The organism is Streptomyces sp. NPDC055400, assembly GCF_053644375.1.
The window spans coordinates 94,214-114,656 of the sequence record NZ_JBSHLM010000016.1; the positions used below are offsets into that span (position 1 = coordinate 94,214).

Genomic DNA, 20,443 nt, shown 5'->3' on the forward strand with positions numbered 1-20,443 from the left:
CCCGCAGTTCGCTCAGCGTCCGCCGGTGGTGTACCGGCGGACGGCGAGCGGCACGCACACCGCGAGCAGCACCGCGCACCAGGCGAGTGAGCCGGCCACCGGGTGCGCCACCGGCCACGAGGAGCCGCCGGGCACGGGGGCGTTGCCGAACAGGTCGCGTACGGCCGTGGCGACCGCGCTGATCGGGTTCCACTCGGCGAGCATCCGCACCCAGCCGGGGAAGCCCGCCGTCGGGATGTACGCGTTCGACAGCAGCGGAAGCATGAACGTCGCGCCGCCGAGCTGGCCCGCCGCCTCCTCGCTGCGCGACAGGAGCCCGAGCAGGATGCCGGCCCACGTCGTGGCGAAGCGGAACAGCAGCAACAGGCCGAAGGCGCCCGCCGCTTCGAGTGTGCCGCCCTCGATCCGCCAGCCCATCGCGAGGCCCACGAGGAGCAGGGGCACGAGACCGGCCGCCGTCGTCACGACATCGGCCGCCGCCTGCCCGAGGGGGACGGCCGCGCGGGTCATCGGCAGTGTGCGGAAGCGGTCCATGACGCCCCGGTGCGAGTCCTGGGCCGCCGTGAACATCCCCGTCATGATCCCGTTCGCCGCGGTCGCGACGAGCATGCCCGGCACCAGGAAGGCGCGGTAGTCCGCGCCGGGCATCGCCAGGGCGCTGCCGAAGACGTATCCGAAGAAGAGCAGGAAGACGATCGGCATCGTCTGCGTCATCACGAGGATCGCCGGCGCGTGCCGGATCCGCTGGAGGTGCCGGCCGAGCATCGCCGTGCCGTCGTACAGGAGCGCGGTGGTCATCAGGTCTCCTCCGGGAGGGAGTCGGGGCCGGTGAGCGGTGCGGTCATGCGACGAGTTCCCGGCCGCCGGTGAGGCGCAGGAACGCCTCGTCCAGGGTCGGCGGGCGCAGGGTCGCATCCACGACCGGGACGCCGGACGCGTCCAGTTCGCGGACGATGCGGGGGAGGGTGAGGGTCCGGTCGAGGGTGACGACGCCGACCGCTCTGCGGTCCGGGTCGAGGGTCGGCTCGGCGCCGGTGAGCTGGTCGAGGACGACGGCCGCGGCGTGCAGGGCCGCGTCCTCGGCGACCACCACTTCCGCGTAACGGCCGGTCTGCGCCTTGAGTTCGGCGGGGGTGCCCCGGTGGGCGGCGCGGCCCCCGTCGATCAGGACCACGGAGTCGGCGAGCTGGTCGGCCTCCTCCAGGTACTGCGTGGTGAGCAGGACGGTCGTGCCCTGGCCGGTCAGCTCGCGGACCGCTTCCCAGATGCCGTTCCGGCTGTGCGGGTCGAGGCCGGTCGTCGGCTCGTCGAGGAAGAGCACGGCGGGCCGGGTGAGCAGGCTCGCCGCGAGGTCGAGGCGGCGCCGCATGCCGCCGGAGTACGTACGGGCCGTGCGGCCGGCCGCCGCGGTGAGGCCGAAGCGGTCGAGCAGTTCGTCGGCGCGGGTGTGCGGCAGCCGCAGGAGACGGGCGAACAGGCGCAGGTTCTCGCGCCCGGTGAGGTCGCCGTCGACCGACGCGTACTGCCCGGTGACGCCGATCCGGCGGCGTACGGCCGCGGACTCGGTCAGGACGTCGTGGCCCGCGACCCGCGCGGACCCCGCGTCGGGCCGCAGCAGGGTGGTGAGCACCCGTACGGCCGTCGTCTTGCCCGCGCCGTTGGGCCCGAGCAGCCCGCAGACCGTGCCCTCCTCGACGGCGAGATCGAGGCCCCGCAGGGCGTGGACCACCTGGTCCCCTGAGCCGTAACGCTTCTCCAGACCTTCACTAAGTACAGCGTACGTAGAAGTCATGGAGCCACCGTAGCGCACTACGTACGGTGTACGTAACTACGATGGTGGACGAGGTGATGACCGATGACGGGCCGAGCGGCCGAACCCGAGGTGATCTGGGCGCGCCCCGAGCGCGCGGGACGTGGCCCGAAACCCGCCTACGGAAGGGGTGACATCGCGGCCGCCGCCGTGCGCGTCGCGGACGCGGACGGGATCGACGCCGTGTCGATGCGGCGGGTCGCGGGCGAGCTGGGCCTCGGGACGATGTCGCTCTACAACTACGTGCCGAGGAAGGACGACCTGTACGAGCTGATGGTCGACGCGGTGAGCGCCGAGTACGACCTGACCGAGCCGACCGGCGACTGGCGCGCCGACCTGCTCGCCCTCGCCCGGCAGGCCCGCGCCCTGATGATCCGGCACCCGTGGATGCCCCGGCTCATGTCACCCGTGTACGGCTTCAGCCCGAACGCGCTGCGGTACCTGGAGTACTGCATGGCCTGTCTCGAACCGGTCGACCTGCCGGCCGGGACGAAGATGGAACTCGTCGCGTCCCTCACCGGCGTCGTGACCTTCTACGTCGCCAACGAGATCGCCTCCGCCGAGCGGACCCGTTCGCTGCCCTGGTCCGAGGAGCAGGAGTACGCCGCGCGGACCGCCTACCTGGTGAGCCGGATCTCGACCGGCGAGTATCCGCACCTGGCCGCCGCGTTCGCCCAGAGCGCCGGGCCCGTCGACATGGAGGAGGCCTTCGAGCGGGCCCTCGGGCGCACGCTCGACGGGTTCGTTTCCTCCTGAACGCGAGGGAAGCGCCGAGTCTCAGAGGAGCGCGAACTGGCCGCCCGGGCCCTCCTCGTGATGGTCGAGGACCGAGGCCGGCCTGCGCGTGGCCGGCGCCGGGGGCAGGACGCGAGCCTTGTGCAGATCCGCCGCGGTGATGAACGCGGTGGAGTCCGCCGTCAACTCCTCTTGCTGCGCGCGCAGTTCGGTGAGCAGCGCCAGGACCGTGACGATCTCCAGGAGCTCCGACGTCCACGGCTGCGGCCAGGCGCCGGGGCGGATCCCGGCCAGCGTCCCCGGCTCGGGGGCCGTGGTCCTGCGGGCGAACCACTGCTCGATCACCCGTACCCCGCTCACCTCGAAGTCCCAGGCCTCGGCGGGCACCGGGGAGATGCGGCCGTCGCCGATGAGCAGGGCCTGCTCCTCGCGGTCGTAGAGCAGCTCGGCGAATGGGGTCTCCCCTGCTCGAACGGAGTTGAGAGCTTGGGGATGGTCGGGGAGCCGGGCGCGCACGTACGGGCGGCGGCCGCCGGGAAGTCTGGGCCGGTCGCCGTCGGCGCCGCGGCGCAGCAGCCACAGGATCCGCTCGCCGAGGGCCGTGCCGAAGGCCCAGAGTCCGGCGTCGTCCGGGAGCGGGACCCGCGGCCCCTGCGGGGAGGGCCGCGCCGCGGCGAGGGTCCAGGCGAGCAGGTCACGCGCCCCGACCTCGTGCCCGAAGCGGCCGGACAGCTCCGTGAGCAGACCGGGCGTGACATTCGGTTCGAGGCCCCCAGGGCGCCGGTACAGCGGGCGGATACGGCCGGGGCGTCCTGCGGGGGAGCGGCCCTCGGGCAGGATCGCGCAGGCGAGCACCGCCGGTCCGCCCGCCCCGGGCACGAACCCCTGCTCGACGACGAACAGCTGGCTCTCGTCGGCCACCCGCCACAGCTCCGGGCGGGCCGCGTCGATCAGCCGGTGGTCCGGTATCAGCCACTGCTCGTCGAAGGGGGCGTGCAGCACCCGGACGGGTTCGGGGCAGGGGCCGTCGGCGTGGGTCAGGTCGTCCGTCGCGGTGCGCCGGCCGGGGAGCTGGGCGAGGGCCGTGCGCAGGGTGCGCGCCCGGCTCGGTTCGAGCAGTCTCTCGCGCTCCGCCTCCCCGGCCTTCACGAACGCGGACCAACGGGCCTTCAGGGAAGCGGGGTCCGGGGCCAGCGGCCAGGCGCGGCCGAGGCGCAGGGGCGCGACGGACCACGGCATCAGGTCCGCGAGCAGCGGCGCGTCAACAAGGCTTTCGGGGCTGTCGGGCGTCACGTTCGGCATCGTACGACGCGGTCAGTGCGCGTCGAGGGTGACCGTGAACGAGAACCGGTCGCCGCGGTAGTGGATGACGGCGACGTCCAGCGGCCGGCCGTCCTCGTCGTAGGTGATGCCCGTGTAGTGCAGGATCGGGCTGAGCAGCGGGACTTGGAGGAGCCGGGCCGTCTCCGGGTCCGCGAGCCGGGCCTCGACGGTGTCGGTGATCCGGCTGATGCGCACGCCGACGACGTCGCGCAGGACCTTCGTCATCGGCCAGCGCACCAGGTCGGCCAGGTCGACGCGGCCGGCGAGGTCGGCCCTGATGTAGTTGCGTGCGTGGTTCGTCGGCTCGCCGGTCTTCTCGTCGCAGCGCAGCCGGTGGTACGTCGCCACGGTCTCGGCCCCCGGGAAGTGCTCGGCGAGCGCGCCGGGCACCGGCACCGTGCCGTGGTCGAGCAGTTCGGTCGTCATGCCGGACTGCTGGGCCACGATGGCGTCGACCGAACCGAGGAGGCGCACCGGCGCCCCCCGCAGTGCGGCCGGTTCGATGAAGGTGCCGCGCCTGCGGTGCCGGGTGATGAGCCCCTCGTCCTCCAGCTCCTTGAGCGCCTGCCGCATGGTCAGGACGCTCACCCCGTAGTGCCCCGCGAGCTGTTCCTCGGTGGGCAGGCGCAGCGGGTCGTCGGGGGAGCGCCCGAGTATGGAGGCGCGCAGGGACTGCGACACCTGATACCAGAGCGGCAGCTTGCGGTTCAGGACGATCGAGTCCGGGGCGAAAGAGGTCACGGGGCTATCCGTATCGGTCGGGCGCGTTCAGTGCAACGGGCTCAGGGCGACGGCCTGAAGTGCCGTTCGAGGCCGCTCCACACGTCGTCGTAGCCGCGCTGGAGGTGATCGGCCTGCGCCGCCTGGGCGGTCGCGGTCACCGGCCACCTGGTCTCGAACATGAAGGCGAGCCCGTCGTCGACCTTCTGCGGCCTGAGCTCGGCCGCCGACGCCTTGTCGAAGGTCTCACGGTCCGGGCCGTGGGCCGACATCATGTTGTGCAGCGAACCACCGCCCGGCACAAAGCCCCCCTTGCCGGCCGCCTTGGCGTCGTAGGCGCCCTCGATCAGGCCCATGTACTCGCTCATCACGTTCCGGTGGAAGTACGGCGGCCGGAACGTGTCCTCGCCGACCAGCCAGCGCGGCGCGAACACCACGAAGTCCACACCCGCGAGCCCCGGGGTGTCGCTCGGCGAGGTGAGGACCGTGAAGATCGAAGGATCCGGGTGGTCGTAGCTGATCGACCCGATGACATTGAAACGGCGCAGGTCATAGACGTACGGAACATGGTTGCCGTGCCAGGCGACGACATCGAGCGGCGAGTGGCCGTACGTGGCGCGCCAGAGGTTTCCGCAGAACTTGTTCACCACCTCCACCGGCCCTTCGGTGTCCTCGTACGCGGCGACGGGGACCATGAAGTCCCGGGCGTTCGCCAGGCCGTTGGCGCCGATCGGGCCCAGGTCGGGCAGCCGGAAGGGGGAGCCGTAGTTCTCGCAGACGTAGCCGCGGGCATCGCCGTCGAGGAGTTCGACGCGGAAACGGACCCCGCGCGGGATCAGCGCGACATGGCCGGGGTCCACGTGCAGCAGGCCGAACTCGGTGCGCAGCAGCAGCCCGCCGCGCTCCGGGACGATCAGGAGCTCGCCGTCCGCGTCGCTGAACACCCGGTCCGTCATGGAGGAGTTGGCGTGGTAGAGGTGCACGGCCATACCGGTGCGCTGGGCCGCGTCGCCGTTCCCGCCGAGCGTCCACAGACCCGCCAGGAAGTCCGTGCCGGGGGCCGGCTCGGGCAGCGGGTTCCAGCGCAGCCGGTTCGGGTCGGGGACGGACTCGGTGAACGGGGCGGAGCGCAGCGCGCCGTTGTCCGCCCGTACGAACGCCGGGTGCGCGGCCGACGGACGGATCCGGTACAGCCACGAACGCCGGTTGTGCGCCCTCGGCTCGGTGAACGCGGCGCCGCTCAACTGCTCCGCGTACAGACCGAGCGGGGCGCGCTGCGGCGAGTTGCGTCCGTGGGGCAGAGCGCCGGGCACCGCCTCCGAGCTGTGCTCGTTGCCGAAGCCCGAGAGGTAGGCAAGCCCCTCGGCGGTCTTCCTCGCGTCACGCATGTCGCTCCCTCGTCCATGATTCCTATGCTCAACCGTAGGATTCCCTTTTTCCTTGCGCAAGAGCTCTCCGCGAAGCTGAACAGTCCTCTACTCTCCGGGGCATGCCGTGGACGACGCCGGGACTGCCGTGGACGGGGGCGGCCCTGTACGCCGCCGCGCACCGCGGGGCGCTCGTGAGCGCCGGAACCGGGGGCGGGTGACAGCCGTGGACCCCGTACCCCACACCGCCTCCATGCGCCGCGCCCCCGTCCAGCAGCGCAGCGCCGAACGCCTCAGCCGCATACTCGACTCCTGCGCGCAGCTGCTCGACGAAGGCGGCTACGACGAGCTCAGCACCCGGGCCGTGGCCGGTCGCGCCGGAGTGCCCATCGGCTCCGTCTACCGCTTCTTCGGCAACAAACGCGCCCTCGTCGACGCCCTCGCCGAACGCAACCTGGAGCGCTACGCCGAGCGGATCGCCCGGCGCCTCGCCGGGATCTCCGCGGGCGACTGGCGCGCCGCGATGGACGCCGTCCTCGACGAGTACCTCGCCATGAAGCGCACCGCCCCCGGCTTCTCCCTCGTCGACTTCGGCAACCAGATCCCCGTCGGCGCCGACGCCGGGCCCAACCACCGCCTCACGGACCGCCTCACCGACCTGCTCGCCGTTCACCTCGACCGCACGCCCGACGACACCCTGCGGCGCACGTTCCTCGTCGCCGTGGAATCGGCGGACGCCCTGGTCCGCCTCGCGTTCCGGCTCGACCCGGCAGGCGACGAGAAAGTCATCGCGGAGACGCGGGAGCTTCTGCGGGCTTATCTGGCGCGGGTGCTGGACTGATCCGGGGGCCGGCCCCGCCGGCGGCGGGTACCGGGAGCACCGAAATCGTCCCCGCCGACACCCTCGATCGCCGACCAACCCTGTGACCTGGAGTTTTGCGCTTATTGCTCGCACGTCAACATCTTGTTAACGCTGATGTGCGCGCCCTAACGTCTCGCTGACTGCAAGGCCCCGGTGGAAGTTCAAGGGCGAACGTTAGGTATCCACATGTTGACCATCCTCGGCTTCGGCATGATTGCCACCTTCCTGGTGCTGATCATGATGAAGAAGGTGTCGCCGATCGCGGCGCTCGTGCTCATTCCGGCTCTCTTCTGCGTCTTCGTGGGCAAGGGGGCCAAGCTCGGCGACTACGTCGTCACGGGCATCGGTGACCTCGCGCCCACAGCGGCGATGCTGATGTTCGCCATCGTCTACTTCGGTCTGATGATCGACGTCGGTCTCTTCGACCCGATCGTGCGCGGCATCCTGAAGTTCGCGAAGGCAGACCCGGTCCGCATCGTCGTCGGCACCGCCGTGCTCGCGGCGATCGTCTCCCTCGACGGCGACGGCTCCACCACCTTCATGATCACCGTCTCGGCGATGTACCCGCTGTACAAGCGCCTCAAGATGAGCCTGATCGTGATGACCGGTGTCGCCGCGACCGCGAACGGCGTCATGAACACGCTGCCCTGGGGCGGCCCCACCGCCCGCGCCGCGACCGCGCTGAAGCTCGACGCCAGCGACATCTTCGTGCCGATGATCCCGGCGCTCGCCGTCGGCCTGCTCTTCGTCTTCGCCCTCGCCTATGTCCTGGGCCGCCGCGAGCGCAAGCGCCTCGGCTACCTCTCCCTCGACGAGGTCACCGAGACCGTCACCGAGACGTCCGACGAGAAGGTGCTCGTGGGCGCCGGCGCCTCCGGCGGTACGGGTTCCGGCTCCGGTTCCGGCAAGAAGGCCTCCGGCGGCTCCGGTTCCGGCTCCGACGCGCCCTCGTACGAGAACGAGGACGGCGAGACCTTCGCGGCCCTCGACCCGAACCGCGCCACCCTGCGCCCCAAGCTCTACTGGTTCAACGCGCTCATGACGGTCACGCTGCTCACCGCGATGATCATGGAGTGGCTGCCGATCCCGGTCCTGTTCATCCTGGGCGCCGCGCTCGCCCTCACGGTGAACTTCCCGCACATGCCCGACCAGAGGGCCCGCATCGCCGCCCACGCCGAGAACGTCCTGAACGTCTCCGGCATGGTCTTCGCCGCCGCCGTCTTCACCGGCGTCCTCCAGGGCACCGGCATGGTCGACCACATGGCCAAGTGGGTCGTCGGCGGAATCCCCGACTGGATGGGCCCGCACATGGCGCTCGTCACCGGCGTCCTGTCCATCCCGTTCACGTACTTCATGTCGAACGACGGCTTCTACTTCGGCATCCTGCCCGTCCTCGCCGAGGCCGGTAACGCGCACGGCGTCTCCACCCTCGAGATCGCCCGAGCCTCCCTCATCGGCCAGCCGCTGCACATGTCGAGCCCGCTCGTCCCCGCCGTCTTCGTCCTCGTCGGCATGGCCAAGGTCGAGTTCGGCGACCACACGAAATTCACGGTCAAATGGGCCGCGCTCACCGCGCTAGTGATCCTCGGCGCCGGATTCCTCTTCGGGATCCTCTGACCCCGATGAGTCTCACTGCAGAGCCCGGCAGGAGAAGCTGGCTGCTCCGCCTCGTCATCGCCTTCAGCTTCGCGCAGGGGGCGGTGTCGATGGCGCGGCCCGCCGTCTCCTACCGGGCTCTCGCGCTCGGCGCGGACGAGCGTGCGATCGGTGTGATCGCGGGCGTGTACGCGCTCCTCCCCCTGTTCGCGGCCGTACCGCTCGGCCGGCGCACCGACCACGGCCGGTGTGCGCCGCTGCTGCCCGTCGGCGTCGTCCTCATCGCCGGCGGCTGCGCGCTCAGCGGCACGGCCGACTCCCTTGCCGCGATGGCCGCGTGGAGCGGAGTGATGGGCCTCGGCCACCTGTCGTTCGTGATCGGCGCGCAGTCGATCGTCGCCCGGCAGTCGGCTCCGGCCGAACAGGACCGCAACTTCGGTCACTTCACGATCGGCGCCTCCCTCGGTCAGCTCATCGGGCCGATCGCCGCGGGCGCGCTCATCGGCGGGCCCGACCTGGGGGCGACGAGTGCGCTCGCGCTGCTCGTCGCGGCCGCCGTCGCCGCGGCCTCCTTCACCTCGCTGTGGCGCATCGAGCACCCCCGTACGACGACGGGTGCGGCCGCACCTGCCGGGCCGCGCGTGCCGGTCGGCCGGATCCTGCGTACCCGGGGTGTGCCCGGCGGCATCTTCATCTCCCTCGCGGTCCTGTCCGCGACGGACATCCTCACGGCGTATCTGCCGGTCGTCGGCGAGCACCGGGGGATCGCGCCCTCCGTCGTCGGTCTGCTGCTGAGCCTGCGGGCGGCCGCCACGATCGCCTGCCGGCTTGTCATGACGCCGATGCTGCGGCGCCTCGGCCGTGCGGCGCTCCTCGCGACCACCTGTCTGGTCGGCGGGGTGATGTGTGCGGGGATGGCGCTGCCTGTGCCGGTGTGGGCGCTCGCCCTGATGCTTGCCGTGCTCGGGTTCTGCCTGGGCGTCGGGCAGCCGCTGTCGATGACCACGGTCGTCCAGGCCGCGCCTGATGAGGCCCGGTCGACGGCGCTCGCGCTGCGGCTCACCGGCAACCGGCTGGGGCAGGTCGCGGCGCCGGCCGCCGCCGGGCTCGTGGCGGGGGTTGCTGGTGTCGCGGCGCCGTTCTTGATGCTGGGCGTACTTCTTGTGGGGGCGGCGGGGGTTGGGATGCGGAGCGGGGGTGGGGGGTCCTCCGGGCGGGGGCTCTTCCCCAAGCCCGCCCCTTCCCGAACCGGGACTCCGCCCCGGATTCAGCTCCTCAAACGCCGGAGGGGCTGAATGGGCGGGGCGTCGGAGGGCTGAAGGCGGGGCTGGTTGGTGGGGGTTGGTACGGCCCGGACCGGCCGTCTGCTGAACCTGGGCTCGGCCCCGGGCCCGCTCCTCAAGCGCCGGAGGGGCTGAATGGTTGCGGAGCCGGAAGGGCTGGACAGCGGGCGCCGCAGGGGCTGAAAGGGCCTAGCTCAGCGCGGCCTTGGCCCGGCCGAATATGGCCCTGGCCTCCGCCTCCGCCAGGCGTTCGCCTGCCTGTTGGGCGCGGGTCGCTTCGGCCTCGGCGAGCGTTGCCGCCTGGGCGGGGCGGCCCGCCTCCAGGTGGGCCCAGGCCGGGAGGTGGCCCGCGTCCGTCGTGCCCGCCAGCAGGGTCAGCGCCTCCTCGGGACGGCCCCGGCGCACACCCAACTCGGCCCGGGCCAGCCGTACTTCCTGCTGGGCCTGCCGGTCGCCCTGCGCGTCGGCGGTCCGGCCCGCGCGGTCCAGGAGGGCGGCGCAGGACTCCGCGTCACCCGACCTCATCCGTACCCGTGCGAGCGCGGCCAGCGCATACGGCGCGCACCAGCCCGTGTGCGGCTCCGACTCGCGTACCGCGTCCTGCGCGAGGTCGTGCGCCGCGTCGTACTCCTCCAGGAGCAGATGGAGTTCGGCGAGATTGGCCCGCTCGAAGGCCGCCGCCGTCGGGTCGCCGGAGCGCTCGGCCAGCGCGAGGGCACGCTCGCCCGTCGTCACGGCCTCCCGCAGTCGCCCCGACCGGCGCGCGTGCTCCCGCAGGACGGACAGGACCGAGCCGAGCAACTGCGGATCCCCGTACGCCTCCGCGTGCGGCAGCGCACGGTCCGCGACGGGCCTGGCCTGCGCGAAGCGCCCGGCGAGGGCCAGCGACGTGGCCTGTGTGGCGAGCGAGCGCGCGAGCAGGCCGCGCTGCTCGGGACCCGTCACGCGCAGCGCCGCCGCGTGCGCCGCTTCTCCCGCGGTGACGGCCTCCGGGTAGCGCCCGGTGACGAAGTACAGGATCGAGCGGGCGAGATGGTGCGCGGTGGCCGCCTCGGGCGCCGTTCCCGCGGCGGGCGGCGCCGCGTCGAGGAGGGCGAGCCCCTCCTCCGTGGAGCGGGTCTTCGCGAGGACCTCGGCGAGCCGGGCCGAGGCCAGGACGCGCCCGTCCGCGTCGCCGCGGCGCGTCAGGTCGTCGAGAGCCTCGCGCAGCACCCGCGCCGCGTCCTCGTACCGCGCCATGCGGCGCAGCACGGCCGCCCGGTCGATCCTGGCCCGCGCCGACTCGGCGGCGAACGCGTCGAGACGGTCGGTGAGCTGGGCGTAGTAATGGTCCGCGGTGTCGTTCGCGCACAGGGCGGCGGCCCGCTCGGCGGCCTGCCGGAGATAGCCGGTGGCGCGCGGGTCGTCGGCGCGGGTCAGATGCGCGGCGAGCGTGTCCACGGCATCGGGCCTGCGCCGCAGCACGGCCTCCGCGTACGCCGAGTGGAGGAGGCGGCGGCGGGCGGCCGAGAGGCGCTCGTAGCAGGTGAGGCGTACGAGGGGATGGCGGAAGGTGAGACCGGACACGGTGCGCCCGTCGGCGACGACGTCCCGTTCGGCGAGGACCGAGGCCGCGACGGCCGCGTCGGCGCCGGACGTCGCCTCGGCCACGGAGAGCAGCGGGTGCAGCCCCGCGCTCGCGACGTCGAGCACCTCGGCGAGCGCGGCGTCCCCGCCGGCCACCGCCACGGCCTCCACGACGCGTCGGGCGGCGGGCCCGAGCCCGGCGAGCCGTGCGGCCACCAACTGCTGTACTCCCGAAGGTGTTCGAGGCTCCGCGTCGCTCCCGTCCGTGCCGAGGCCCCGGCGTCCGTCACCGAAGGCCCGCGCCAGTTCGAGGGCGAACAGCGGGTTGCCGAGCGACAGGTCCCACACCCTTCCGGGCACGTCGGCGCCGGCCGGCAGGCCCAGCGCGTCGGCGGCGAGCGTCAGGCAGTCGTCGCGGCCCAGGCGGCCCAGGTCCACGTGGCGCGCGAGCCGTTGGCGTACGAGTGAGTCGAGACCCGCGCGGCGCGGATCGTTCTCGGTCAGCTCTTCCGCGCGGTACGTCACCACGAAGCGCAGGGGGCCGCGGGCCGTCCTGGCCCGCCGTGCCAGATGCCCGAGGAGCTGGAACGAGCCCGTGTCGGCCGCGTGCAGATCGTCGAGGACGACCAGCACGGGCGCCGTTCCCGCGAGGTCGCCGAGCAGCCCGGCCGCCGCGCGGAACAGCCGCTCCCGCTCCTCCTCGGGACTGCGTTCCGCGCCGCCGCCGGCCTGGCCGAGCGACGGGAGCAGCGAGGCCAGTTCGGGGTACTCGGCGCCGGCGCGGGCCCGTTCGGCGGGCGGCCGGTCCGCGAGCCATCCGTCGAGCGCCTCGACGAAAGCCCCGAACGGCGTGTGCCCCTCCGCGTCGTGCCCCGCGCCCCACAGCACCGCCGCGCCCTCGCCCGCGGCCCGCCGCGCGGCCTCGGTCACCAGGCGCGTCTTGCCGAGTCCCGCCTCGCCGCCGACGAGTTGGACGGGTGGCGCGTCGGGCGAGAGGAGCAGGCCGAGCGCCGCCTCGCGCCCGCGCAGGGGCGTGGGTGCCGGGCCGCGAAGGGCGGCCGGCGGGGCGAAGCCGCCCGCGGGCCGGGCCGCCGGGGCCGCGGAGCTGCCGCTGTCGAGGGCGAGCAGATGGAGCCGCTCGGTCTCGGGCCCCGGCCGCACGCCGAGTTCGGCGTCCAGGGACTCCCGGCAGGCGTGGAACTGGCGGACGGCCTGGCGGCGCAGGCCCTGGCGCAGATAGGCGCCGATCAGGATCTGATGGGCGCGCTCGTCGGCGGGGTTCTCGTCCAGGGCCCGCCGGGCGACCGCGGCCGCCTCCTCCGGGGCACCCTCGTCGAGGAGCGCATCGGCGAGGGCGATCCGCACCCGCTCGGACACCACGGCCAGTTGCTCGCGCCGGGCCTCGGCCCAGGGCGCGTACCGGTCCTCGGGCAGCAGCTCGCCGGTGAACGCTTCGAGAGCGGCGGCGAGTTGTGGGGACGAGCCCGCCGCGAGCGCCTGGTCCGCCAGGCGTTCCGCGTGGTCGGCGTCGATCCAGACGGCGTCCGGAGCGAGCCGCAGGAGCGCCCCGTCGGCGGTGAGGTACGAGGAGGCGGCGCGCGGGGCGAGTTCCGGTTCCAGCGCGCGCCGTGCGGCGTGCAGGGCGACGCGCAGGCTGCCGAGCGCGGACGACTGGTCGGCGTCGGGCCAGCAGATGTCCATGGCCTGTTCGCGGTGCAGGCTGTGGCCGGGGGAGACCGCGAGGAGTTTGACGAGGGCGCGGGCACTGGGGCGCGGCCAGCGCTCGGCGAGCGCGGGACCGCCGTCGCGAGTCGCCCGGAACCCGCCGAAAAGGTGCAGGCGCAGCAGTGGGGGAGCGGGCTGCGTGCCGTGGTACGTCTCTTCCGCGCCCATAAGGGCGCACTTTAACTCCCCCCTCCGGGCACGCCACAGGCCCCCCGAGCCGACGCCGGGGGGGCCTGGAGGAACTAGGCGCTGCCCGTCAGGAGAGCGTGTTCACCGTCATCTGGGAGAGGGCGGTGAACTGGTTCAGGTACCGGCCGCCGAGCAGCTCGGTCGTCCGGTCGAAGCCCGTCTCGTCGAAGCCGAGGTTCACGAGCTCGTCGACGCCGTCACCGTCCAGGTCGCCGGAGAAGTACTCCCTGGCGCCCATGAGCGTCACGCGGCCCACCCCACCGGGGTAGTTGCGGCCCGCGGTGAGCACGGCCGGGTCGTAGAGGTCGGCGCCCGCATCCGTGCCCGCGACGAGGAGCCGCCTCCCGCCGGGTCCGGTCAGGAAGCCTCCGGTCTCCGTGGTGGCCAGCGTGAACATCGAGTAGTCCTGGCCGCCGGCCGCGTAGGTGCGGAACGCGGCGGTCCCCGCCAGGTTCAGCCCCTCCGGACCGGTGAAGTAGTTCCCGAGCGTCCAGGCGCCGCCCGCCAGGCCCTGGTGCAGGACCTCGCCCGTGCGGCTGTCGCGGATCTCAACGATGTTGGTCAGGCTGGTCGCGTCAGGAGTGCCTGAGGCGGTCGTGGAGGTCGCCGTCATCCACGTGTAGACGACCGCGTGCCCGTCGGCGTACGGGATCTTCGACGACGTGAAGACGCCGTTCTTCAGGACGGCCCCGTACAGCTTGCCGTCGACCGCCTCGGCCGGGGCCTTCGGGGAGGCGGTCCAGCGGACGGTGCCCTTCGCGGCGTCGAGTGCGACGCCGTCGACCGCGGGCGAGTCCTTCTCGAGGGAGTCGCTGCTGGTGTACTGCGCGTACACCCGGCCCTCGCCCACCGCGGGGTCGCCGAACACGACGCTTCCCGCGCTGTCCGGCGCCGCGTACGTCCACAGCGCCGATCCGTCGCTGCCGCGGTACGCCCGCAGCCTGTCCGTCGGCACGAGGACGTCGTCTCGGTGGTCGCCGTCCAGGTCGGCGACCGTCACGGAGCGGACGAACTGCCCGTTCCCGTCGATGCGTTCCAGGACCTTGCCGGTGCGGCCGTCGAGGACCGCGACCGCCGTGTCCGCGGCCACCGCGAAGTCGTCGACGCCGTCGCCGTTGACGTCGCCCTTCTCGATCCGGTGCACCTGGCCCGGCACGGTGGCCTTCCACAGGAGCTTCGGCTTGCCCGCGGTCAGCGAGGGACCCGAGTAGGCCCACACGCCGTTGGACTTGCCGCCGACGACCAGGTCGTTCTTCTTGTCGCCGTCGAGGTCGGCCGATGCCGAGGACGACAGATCGCCCTGGAAGGGCAGCACGCCCTGCTGCTTGCCGTTGCCGAACCCGTAGGTGCGCAGGTTCTGGTTCTGGTCGACCGTGCGGATGTGCTGACCGTCGGCGTCGCGGTAGACCTGGGCGAACATCGGCGAGGCGCCGACGCCCTTCTCCCTCCAGCGCAGGTCGCCGCTGCCGGAGAACACGGTGAGCGAGGCGTACTGCCCGCCCCCGGGGTTCTCCGCGGAGTTCATGCCCGTGTCGTCCTGGGCGGCCGTCACGAGGCTGCCGTCGACCACGTCGAGGCTCCACGCGCTCGGCCCGTCGTGGCCGTTGTCGGCGGCACGCTTGACGGTGGAGGACCACTGCAGGGAGGACGGGTCCGAACCGTCTACTACGCGGACGGTGTTGGCGTTGATGTACAGGTACGGGTCGAGTGTGGACTCGCTGACCACGTACTCGGGCTTCCGGTCGCCGCGCAGGTCACCGATCGTCATGTCGGTGGGCAGCGCGTTGACCCGGGTGTCGAGCGTGGTCCGCTTGCCGTCGGCCAGGGAGTAGGAGTCGATCTCGTACTTCACGCCGACGTTCGGGTCGGACTGCTCCAGGGCCACGAGCCGGCCGCGCGCGGTGTCCAGGTGCAGCTGGCGCGAGTAAAGAGGGCTGTCCGTCTGCCACTTGACCTTGCCGTCGGCGGTGTCGAGCACGAGGGTGCGCCCGCGCCCGGCCGTCGTGGCGGTCCTGCGCTGGTTGTACGACGCGGCGACCAGGCCGCCGCCGAGGTCCTCCAGGGCGCCCCACGCGGTGCCGGTGCGCACTCCCGTGTCGTACGTCCACGTGTCGGTGGGCTTCAGCGCCCCGTCGGCGTACGAGAAGCGGATGCCGGAGACCGTGGCGGTCGCGGCGGCCGGGGAGTTGAGGTTGTAGTACGGCGCGTCCGTGACGACGAGCGTCCTGCCGACCAGCTTCACGTTGTAGGCGTACGCGTACAGCTTCGACCACAGCGTCTTGCCGGTCTTCCCGTCGAGGACGGTGACGAAGGTGCCGTTGGCGAGGGTGGAGCCGGGCGAGGTGAAGGGGCGGTACGGGTTCACGCCGACGCTCGCCGAGAACACCACGTCGTCCACGCCGTCGCCGGTCAGGTCGCCGGTCACGTACCCCTGGTCGGAGGCCGGTGTGAAGGGGCTGACCGCGTTGTAGCCCATGACGATGCGCGCCGGGTACGGCTCGGTCTGCCAGGGCCGGGAGTTCTTGACGCCCCAGTCCGCGTACAGCGAGGCGTTGTCGCGGCGCCACAGGGCGGTGCCGTCGGCCTTGCTGCGCTGGACGCTGCCGAGGCTGTGCAGGGTGAAGTAGTCGCCGCCCTTGCCCCCGGCGGGGGCGGTGGCGGCGAGGCCGCGCACGCCTTCCAGCGCGGACTTGGGGGAGATGGTGACGGCGCCGTCGGTGCCGGTGCCTTCGTCGAGGTGGGAGCCGGAGCCCTGCCCGTCCGTGGCGGAGGCGCCGGAGTCCTTGGTCGCGCCCTGCGGGTCGACCGTCTCGCGGTCGGCGTCCGCGTAGGGGTCGAGCCGGGCGTGGTCCGCGAGCTTCTCGGCCTGGCTGTCCGTCAGCGTCAGCAGGGAACCGTCGTCGTCGGCCGCGAGGGCGGGCGGCGCGGCGCTCAGCGCCAGACCGGCCGCGACCAGCGCGGAGGCGAGCCGCAGCGCCCGCCGGGAGTTGCTTCTCATCACTTGGTCCCCTGTGCGATGCGGATGGCGGCCTTGTCCGTGAGGACCGGCTCGTCGAAGGAGTACTGGAGGGCGTCGGTGCCGGCCTGGTTCTCGATGCCGACGGTGGCGCTGGCGCCGCCGCCCGGCACGGCGAGGTACTGGAGGGTGACGGCGCCGGTGGCCTCGTCGAAGACGGCCTCGAAGGAGACACGGCCCGAACTGCCGTTCGCGAAGGTGGCGTTGTTCCAGACGACGGCGAACTTCCGACTGCCGGCCGTACCGGTGGTGGAGGTCTGCACGCTCGACTTCTTGTCCAGGGTCAGGTCGTCCCAGAAGGCGGCGACGGTGCCGTTCGGCTTGTCCGCGGACGGAAGTGCGACGTTCTCGTAGTCGCCGAGCCGCGGCTCCATGAAGTTGATCAGGCCGTTCGTGGTCACGCTCGCGCTGGAGTAGGAGACGCCGTACAGCTTCACCGGGAAGGGCAGCGCGATCGTCCTGGCGTCCTCGTCTCCGCTGAGCGCGACCTTGCTGCTGCCGGCGATCCAGGAGTACGTGGCGGGGGTGCAGCTGTTGCCGGCGCTGTCGGATCGGGCGGGCACGCGGGCGGTGAGCGTCTCGTCGCTGTCCACGGTCAGCTTGCCGTTGTACGTGCCGTTGCACAGGACGGGTGCGGCGGGCGCGGCGGTCAGCGTGTACGAGCCCTCGGCGACCTTCGGCAGGGTGAAGTGGCCGGTGGCGTCCGTGGTGACGGAGGCGACGGGCGTGCCCGCGACCTGGACGGTGGCCTTGGCGAGCGGCTTGCCGGTGACGTCGAGGACGGTGCCGGACACGGCGTGCGAGGCGACCGCGCTCAGGGCGAAGTCCTCGGTGGCCTGCTCGCCTGTGGTGACGGTGACGCCCGACCTGGCGCCGTCCGCGTAGCCGTAGCCCCCGAGGGCGAAGTCGTAGGTGCCCGCCGGAAGCGTCAGCCGGTAGGAGCCGTCGGCCGCGGTCGTCACGGTACGGGTCGAGGTGGCCCCCGATGCCTTCACGGTGACGCCGGACAGCGCGGAGCCCGTCGCCTTGTCGGTGACCTTGCCGGTGACGACGGCCGCCGTGTGCGGGGCCTTGTCGACGGAGGCGAAGATGTCGAGCTTGCCCTCGCCCCATACGTTGTTCGCGCCGGGGGTGCCGCCGCAGTGTGTGTCGTCGACGTCGACGGCGCCCTCGTTGAGGATCTTGCGGGTCTCGTCGATGTTGCCGATGAGGGAGGGGGCCGACGACCAGAGCAGGGCCACGGCGCCCGCGACGTGCGGGGTCGCCATCGACGTACCGGAGATCGCCTTGTAGGTGTTGCCCGGCCAGGTGGAGCGGACGTTGACGCCCGGGGCCGAGATGTTCGGCTTCATCGAGCCGTCGAGCCGGGAGGGCCCGAAGCCGGAGAAGGACGCGATCTTGCCGTCGACGTCGTAGGCGCCGACGCCGTACGCCGGTGCCTGCGAGCCCGGCGCGTGGCCGGTCGAGCAGGTCACGCCGTCACCGTCGTTGCCGGAGGCGAACGCCTCGAAGATGCCCGCCGCGTTCCACGCCTCGACGATGTCCTGGTAGAAGGTCGTGTCGCCGCCGCCCCAGGAGTTGTTCACGATGTCGGGGGCGAGGTCGGGGCGCGGGTTCTGGCCGTTGTGGTCGGTCGGCGCGAGGATCCACTGACCGGCCGCGAGCAGCGAGGAGTCCGAACAGGAGCTGGACTCGCAGCCCTTGGCGGCGATCCACTTGGCGCCGGGCGCGACACCGACGCCGCCCGCGCCGACCATGGTGCCCATCGTGTGGGTGCCGTGGCCGTTGTTGTCACAGGGCGCCGATGTGGGGCACTGGCCGGTCGGGTCGTACCAGTTGTAGTCGTGCGTGAAGGAACCGTCGCCGTTGTTGCCGCGGTAGGCGGCCTTCAGCGCCGGGTGGTCGTACTGGACGCCCGAGTCGACGTTGGCGATGACGACGCCCTCGCCCCGGTCGTCGTACTGGTCCCAGACCTGATCGGCCTTGATGTCCTTGACGCCCCACTCGGGGGTGACAGGGTCGGCGTCGGTGGCCGCGTCGGACACCTGGCTCTCGGTGGCGTCCAGCTGGTACTTCTGCTCCTTGACGATGCTCGCCACGTCGGCGCGCTTCGCCAGGTCCTGGACGAGCCGCTCGTCGCCGGTCACCTTGAGCGCGTTGGCGATCCAGAAGGACTCGTAGCCGACCTTCTCCTTGTCCAGGTAGGACCGCAGGGGCTGCTGACTGTCCTTCGCCTCGGCGCGCAGCGCGGCGAACGCCGCCTTCGCCTTGGCCTCGTGCGACTTCCTGCCCTGCGCTTCGGACAGGTCCGCCTGCTTCTTGAGGACGACGAAGAAGGTCGCTTCCTTGCCCTTCCCGACGGTGTCGAGAACGGCGGAGTCGACCTTGGCGGTGCTCTTCGGGGCGGTGCCCTTCGCTGCCGCGTCGGACTGTGCGAAGGCGGGGGCCGGGCCGATCAGGACGGCGGCCGCCGTGATCGCGGCCACTGCCCATGAATGGGGTCTCCCCTGTTCGAGCGAAGTCGAGAACTTGGGGAAGGATCTGCGCCGGGGGGATCGGGGCAGGTGCATAGGAGCGCTCCTCCAGGACTGGTACGGGGGAGCCCGCCCGCCGCCCGTACCCACGAGAGGGAGGTACGGGCGGCGGGGCGGGCTGGTCCGGGACGCTAGGAGGGGGCCGTTACTGGCGCATTACCGGCCTGGACGAGGCGGACTTCGCGCGCTGGGCGTGGCACCGTGACGGGAGCCATGGAAGTGGCCCCTGGCGCCCAAAAACTAACGCCGCTAGTTTGGGGCGCAGGACGGCCAGCAGCGCACACGCGGTACCGGGAGGAGAGCCATGAAGGCCCACGACGGGATGTACATCGGCGGCGAGTGGCGGGTCGCCGCCGGCACGGACACGATCGCGGTGGTCAACCCGGCCGACGAGCAGGTCATCGCCCATGTCCCGGCCGGTGTCGCCGAGGACGTCGACGCCGCCGTGTTCGCCGCCCACGAGGCGTTCCCGGCCTGGGCCGCGACCCCGCCCGCCGAACGCGCCGCGAGGATCGGCGCCCTGCGCGACGTCCTCGTCGCCCGCAAGGACGAGATCGCCGAGACGGTCACCGCCGAACTCGGCGCGCCCCTGCAGTTCTCGCAGATGGTGCACGCGGGCGTGCCGATCCTGGTGGCCGGCTCGTACGCCGAACTCGCCGCCTCGTACGCCTTCGAGGAGAAGGTCGGCAACTCAACCGTCTACGCCGAGCCGGTCGGCGTCGTCGGCGCGATCACGCCCTGGAACTATCCGCTCCACCAGATCGTCGCCAAGGTCGCCCCCGCGCTCGCGGCTGGCTGCACCGTCGTGCTCAAGCCCGCCGAGGACACCCCGCTGACCGCCCAGCTCTTCGCCGAGGCCGTCCACGAAGCGGGCATCCCCGCGGGCGTGTTCAACCTCGTCACCGGCCTCGGCCCCGTCGCGGGCCAGGCACTCGCCGAGCACCCGGGCGTCGACCTGGTCTCCTTCACCGGATCCACCGCCATCGGCAAGCAGATCGGCGCCACCGCGGGCGCGGCCGTCAAGCGCGTCGCCCTCGAACTCGGCGGCAAGTCCGCCAACGTCATCCTGCCGAGTGCCGACCTCGCCAAGGCCGTCGGCGTCGGCATCGCGAACGTCATGGGCAACTCCGGCCAGACGTGCAGCGCCTGGACCCGCATGCTCGTCCACACCTCCCAGTACGACGAGGCGGTCGCCCTCGCCGCCGAGGCCGCCGCCAAGTACGGCGACCGCATCGGCCCGCTCGTCAACGCCAAGCAGCACACGCGGGTGCGCGGCTACATCGAGAAGGGCGTCGCCGAGGGCGCCCGCCTCGTCGCCGGCGGCCCCGACGCCCCGCGCGAACAGGGCTATTTCGTCAGCCCGACCGTCTTCGCCGACGTCACCCCCGAGATGACCATCGCCCAGGAGGAGATCTTCGGCCCGGTCGTCTCGATCATCCGCTACGAGGACGAGGGCGACGCCCTGCGCATCGCCAACGGAACGGTGTACGGCCTCGCGGGCGCCGTCTGGGCGGCCGACGACGCCGAGGCGGTCGCGTTCGCGCGGCGCATGGACACCGGCCAGGTCGACATCAACGGCGGACGCTTCAACCCCCTTGCCCCGTTCGGCGGTTACAAGCAGTCGGGGGTAGGTCGTGAGCTTGGCTCGCACGGCATGAGCGAGTACCTCCAGACCAAGTCCCTTCAGTTCTGAGCCGAGTTCAGGGAGTCACGAACA

13 protein-coding genes are annotated in these 20,443 nt (G+C 72.4%); 5 read left to right on the forward strand and 8 right to left on the reverse strand.

The window, feature by feature from the left end; all coding sequences use genetic code 11:
• Positions 1-12 precede the first annotated feature (12 nt).
• Both ACWIGU_RS34515 and ACWIGU_RS34520 read right to left on the reverse strand, forming a co-directional pair.
• Positions 13-798, reverse strand: coding sequence for an ABC transporter permease (locus ACWIGU_RS34515; protein WP_454405613.1), 786 nt, complete (start codon positions 796-798; stop codon positions 13-15).
• A gap of 43 nt (positions 799-841) precedes the next feature.
• On the reverse strand, positions 842-1,792 hold the full coding sequence (locus ACWIGU_RS34520; RefSeq protein ID WP_454405614.1) for an ATP-binding cassette domain-containing protein: 951 nt from the start codon (positions 1,790-1,792) through the stop codon (positions 842-844).
• Positions 1,793-1,855: 63 nt separating this feature from the next.
• On the opposite strand from ACWIGU_RS34520, the gene ACWIGU_RS34525 reads away from it, so the two are divergent.
• The gene (locus ACWIGU_RS34525; RefSeq protein WP_454405615.1) at positions 1,856-2,566 is read left to right on the forward strand and encodes a TetR/AcrR family transcriptional regulator; all 711 of its coding nucleotides are present in this window, start codon (positions 1,856-1,858) and stop codon (positions 2,564-2,566) included.
• Positions 2,567-2,587: 21 nt separating this feature from the next.
• Here the strand turns inward: ACWIGU_RS34525 and ACWIGU_RS34530 are convergent, their stop codons facing one another.
• The 3 genes from ACWIGU_RS34530 to hmgA are packed head-to-tail and all read right to left on the reverse strand — an operon-like array spanning position 2,588 to position 5,976.
• Complete coding sequence (locus tag ACWIGU_RS34530; protein WP_454405616.1) at positions 2,588-3,847, reverse strand: type ISP restriction/modification enzyme; 1,260 nt, start codon at positions 3,845-3,847, stop codon at positions 2,588-2,590.
• A 12-nt stretch (positions 3,848-3,859) separates the two neighbouring features.
• Complete coding sequence (locus tag ACWIGU_RS34535) at positions 3,860-4,609, reverse strand: GntR family transcriptional regulator (RefSeq protein ID WP_454405617.1); 750 nt, start codon at positions 4,607-4,609, stop codon at positions 3,860-3,862.
• Between the two features lie 41 nt (positions 4,610-4,650).
• A complete protein-coding gene (gene hmgA, locus ACWIGU_RS34540; RefSeq protein ID WP_454405618.1) occupies positions 4,651-5,976 on the reverse strand; it encodes a homogentisate 1,2-dioxygenase in 1,326 nt (441 codons plus the stop codon).
• A gap of 205 nt (positions 5,977-6,181) precedes the next feature.
• Here hmgA and ACWIGU_RS34545 point away from each other — a divergent pair, with 205 nt between their 5' ends.
• The 3 genes from ACWIGU_RS34545 to ACWIGU_RS34555 all read left to right on the forward strand — a co-directional run bounded on the left by ACWIGU_RS34545 (position 6,182) and on the right by ACWIGU_RS34555 (position 9,708).
• A complete protein-coding gene (locus ACWIGU_RS34545) occupies positions 6,182-6,796 on the forward strand; it encodes a TetR family transcriptional regulator (RefSeq protein ID WP_454405619.1) in 615 nt (204 codons plus the stop codon).
• Positions 6,797-7,003: 207 nt separating this feature from the next.
• Positions 7,004-8,434, forward strand: coding sequence for a CitMHS family transporter (locus tag ACWIGU_RS34550; protein ID WP_454405620.1), 1,431 nt, complete (start codon positions 7,004-7,006; stop codon positions 8,432-8,434).
• A 5-nt stretch (positions 8,435-8,439) separates the two neighbouring features.
• A complete protein-coding gene (locus ACWIGU_RS34555) occupies positions 8,440-9,708 on the forward strand; it encodes an MFS transporter (RefSeq protein ID WP_454405622.1) in 1,269 nt (422 codons plus the stop codon).
• Between the two features lie 177 nt (positions 9,709-9,885).
• Here the strand turns inward: ACWIGU_RS34555 and ACWIGU_RS34560 are convergent, their stop codons facing one another.
• The 3 genes from ACWIGU_RS34560 to ACWIGU_RS34570 all read right to left on the reverse strand — a co-directional run bounded on the left by ACWIGU_RS34560 (position 9,886) and on the right by ACWIGU_RS34570 (position 18,762).
• The gene (locus ACWIGU_RS34560; protein WP_454405623.1) at positions 9,886-13,155 is read right to left on the reverse strand and encodes an ATP-binding protein; all 3,270 of its coding nucleotides are present in this window, start codon (positions 13,153-13,155) and stop codon (positions 9,886-9,888) included.
• Positions 13,156-13,243: 88 nt separating this feature from the next.
• The gene (locus tag ACWIGU_RS34565) at positions 13,244-16,174 is read right to left on the reverse strand and encodes an FG-GAP-like repeat-containing protein (protein ID WP_454405624.1); all 2,931 of its coding nucleotides are present in this window, start codon (positions 16,172-16,174) and stop codon (positions 13,244-13,246) included.
• Positions 16,174-18,762, reverse strand: a complete 2,589-nt coding sequence (locus ACWIGU_RS34570; RefSeq protein ID WP_454405625.1) for a S8 family serine peptidase — start codon at positions 18,760-18,762, stop codon at positions 16,174-16,176. Before ACWIGU_RS34570 ends, ACWIGU_RS34565 begins: the two co-directional genes overlap by 1 nt.
• A 268-nt stretch (positions 18,763-19,030) precedes the next feature.
• Here ACWIGU_RS34570 and ACWIGU_RS34575 point away from each other — a divergent pair, with 268 nt between their 5' ends.
• The gene (locus ACWIGU_RS34575; protein ID WP_454405626.1) at positions 19,031-20,419 is read left to right on the forward strand and encodes an aldehyde dehydrogenase family protein; all 1,389 of its coding nucleotides are present in this window, start codon (positions 19,031-19,033) and stop codon (positions 20,417-20,419) included.
• The last annotated feature ends 24 nt before the right edge of the window (positions 20,420-20,443 follow it).

Excerpts from the sequence above, each read along its gene's own strand:
- ACWIGU_RS34520 (WP_454405614.1), bottom strand. The coding sequence starts at position 1,792 with ATGACTTCTACGTACGCTGTACTTAGTGAAGGTCTGGAGAAGCGTTAC.
- ACWIGU_RS34560 (WP_454405623.1), bottom strand. The coding sequence starts at position 13,155 with ATGGGCGCGGAAGAGACGTACCACGGCACGCAGCCCGCTCCCCCACTG.
- ACWIGU_RS34570 (WP_454405625.1), bottom strand. The coding sequence starts at position 18,762 with ATGCACCTGCCCCGATCCCCCCGGCGCAGATCCTTCCCCAAGTTCTCG.
- ACWIGU_RS34530 (WP_454405616.1), bottom strand. The coding sequence starts at position 3,847 with ATGCCGAACGTGACGCCCGACAGCCCCGAAAGCCTTGTTGACGCGCCG.
- hmgA (WP_454405618.1), bottom strand. The coding sequence starts at position 5,976 with ATGCGTGACGCGAGGAAGACCGCCGAGGGGCTTGCCTACCTCTCGGGC.
- ACWIGU_RS34525 (WP_454405615.1), top strand. The coding sequence starts at position 1,856 with ATGACGGGCCGAGCGGCCGAACCCGAGGTGATCTGGGCGCGCCCCGAG.
- ACWIGU_RS34555 (WP_454405622.1), top strand. The coding sequence starts at position 8,440 with ATGAGTCTCACTGCAGAGCCCGGCAGGAGAAGCTGGCTGCTCCGCCTC.
- ACWIGU_RS34575 (WP_454405626.1), top strand. The coding sequence starts at position 19,031 with ATGAAGGCCCACGACGGGATGTACATCGGCGGCGAGTGGCGGGTCGCC.
- ACWIGU_RS34565 (WP_454405624.1), bottom strand. The coding sequence starts at position 16,174 with ATGAGAAGCAACTCCCGGCGGGCGCTGCGGCTCGCCTCCGCGCTGGTC.
- ACWIGU_RS34550 (WP_454405620.1), top strand. The coding sequence starts at position 7,004 with ATGTTGACCATCCTCGGCTTCGGCATGATTGCCACCTTCCTGGTGCTG.
- ACWIGU_RS34515 (WP_454405613.1), bottom strand. The coding sequence starts at position 798 with ATGACCACCGCGCTCCTGTACGACGGCACGGCGATGCTCGGCCGGCAC.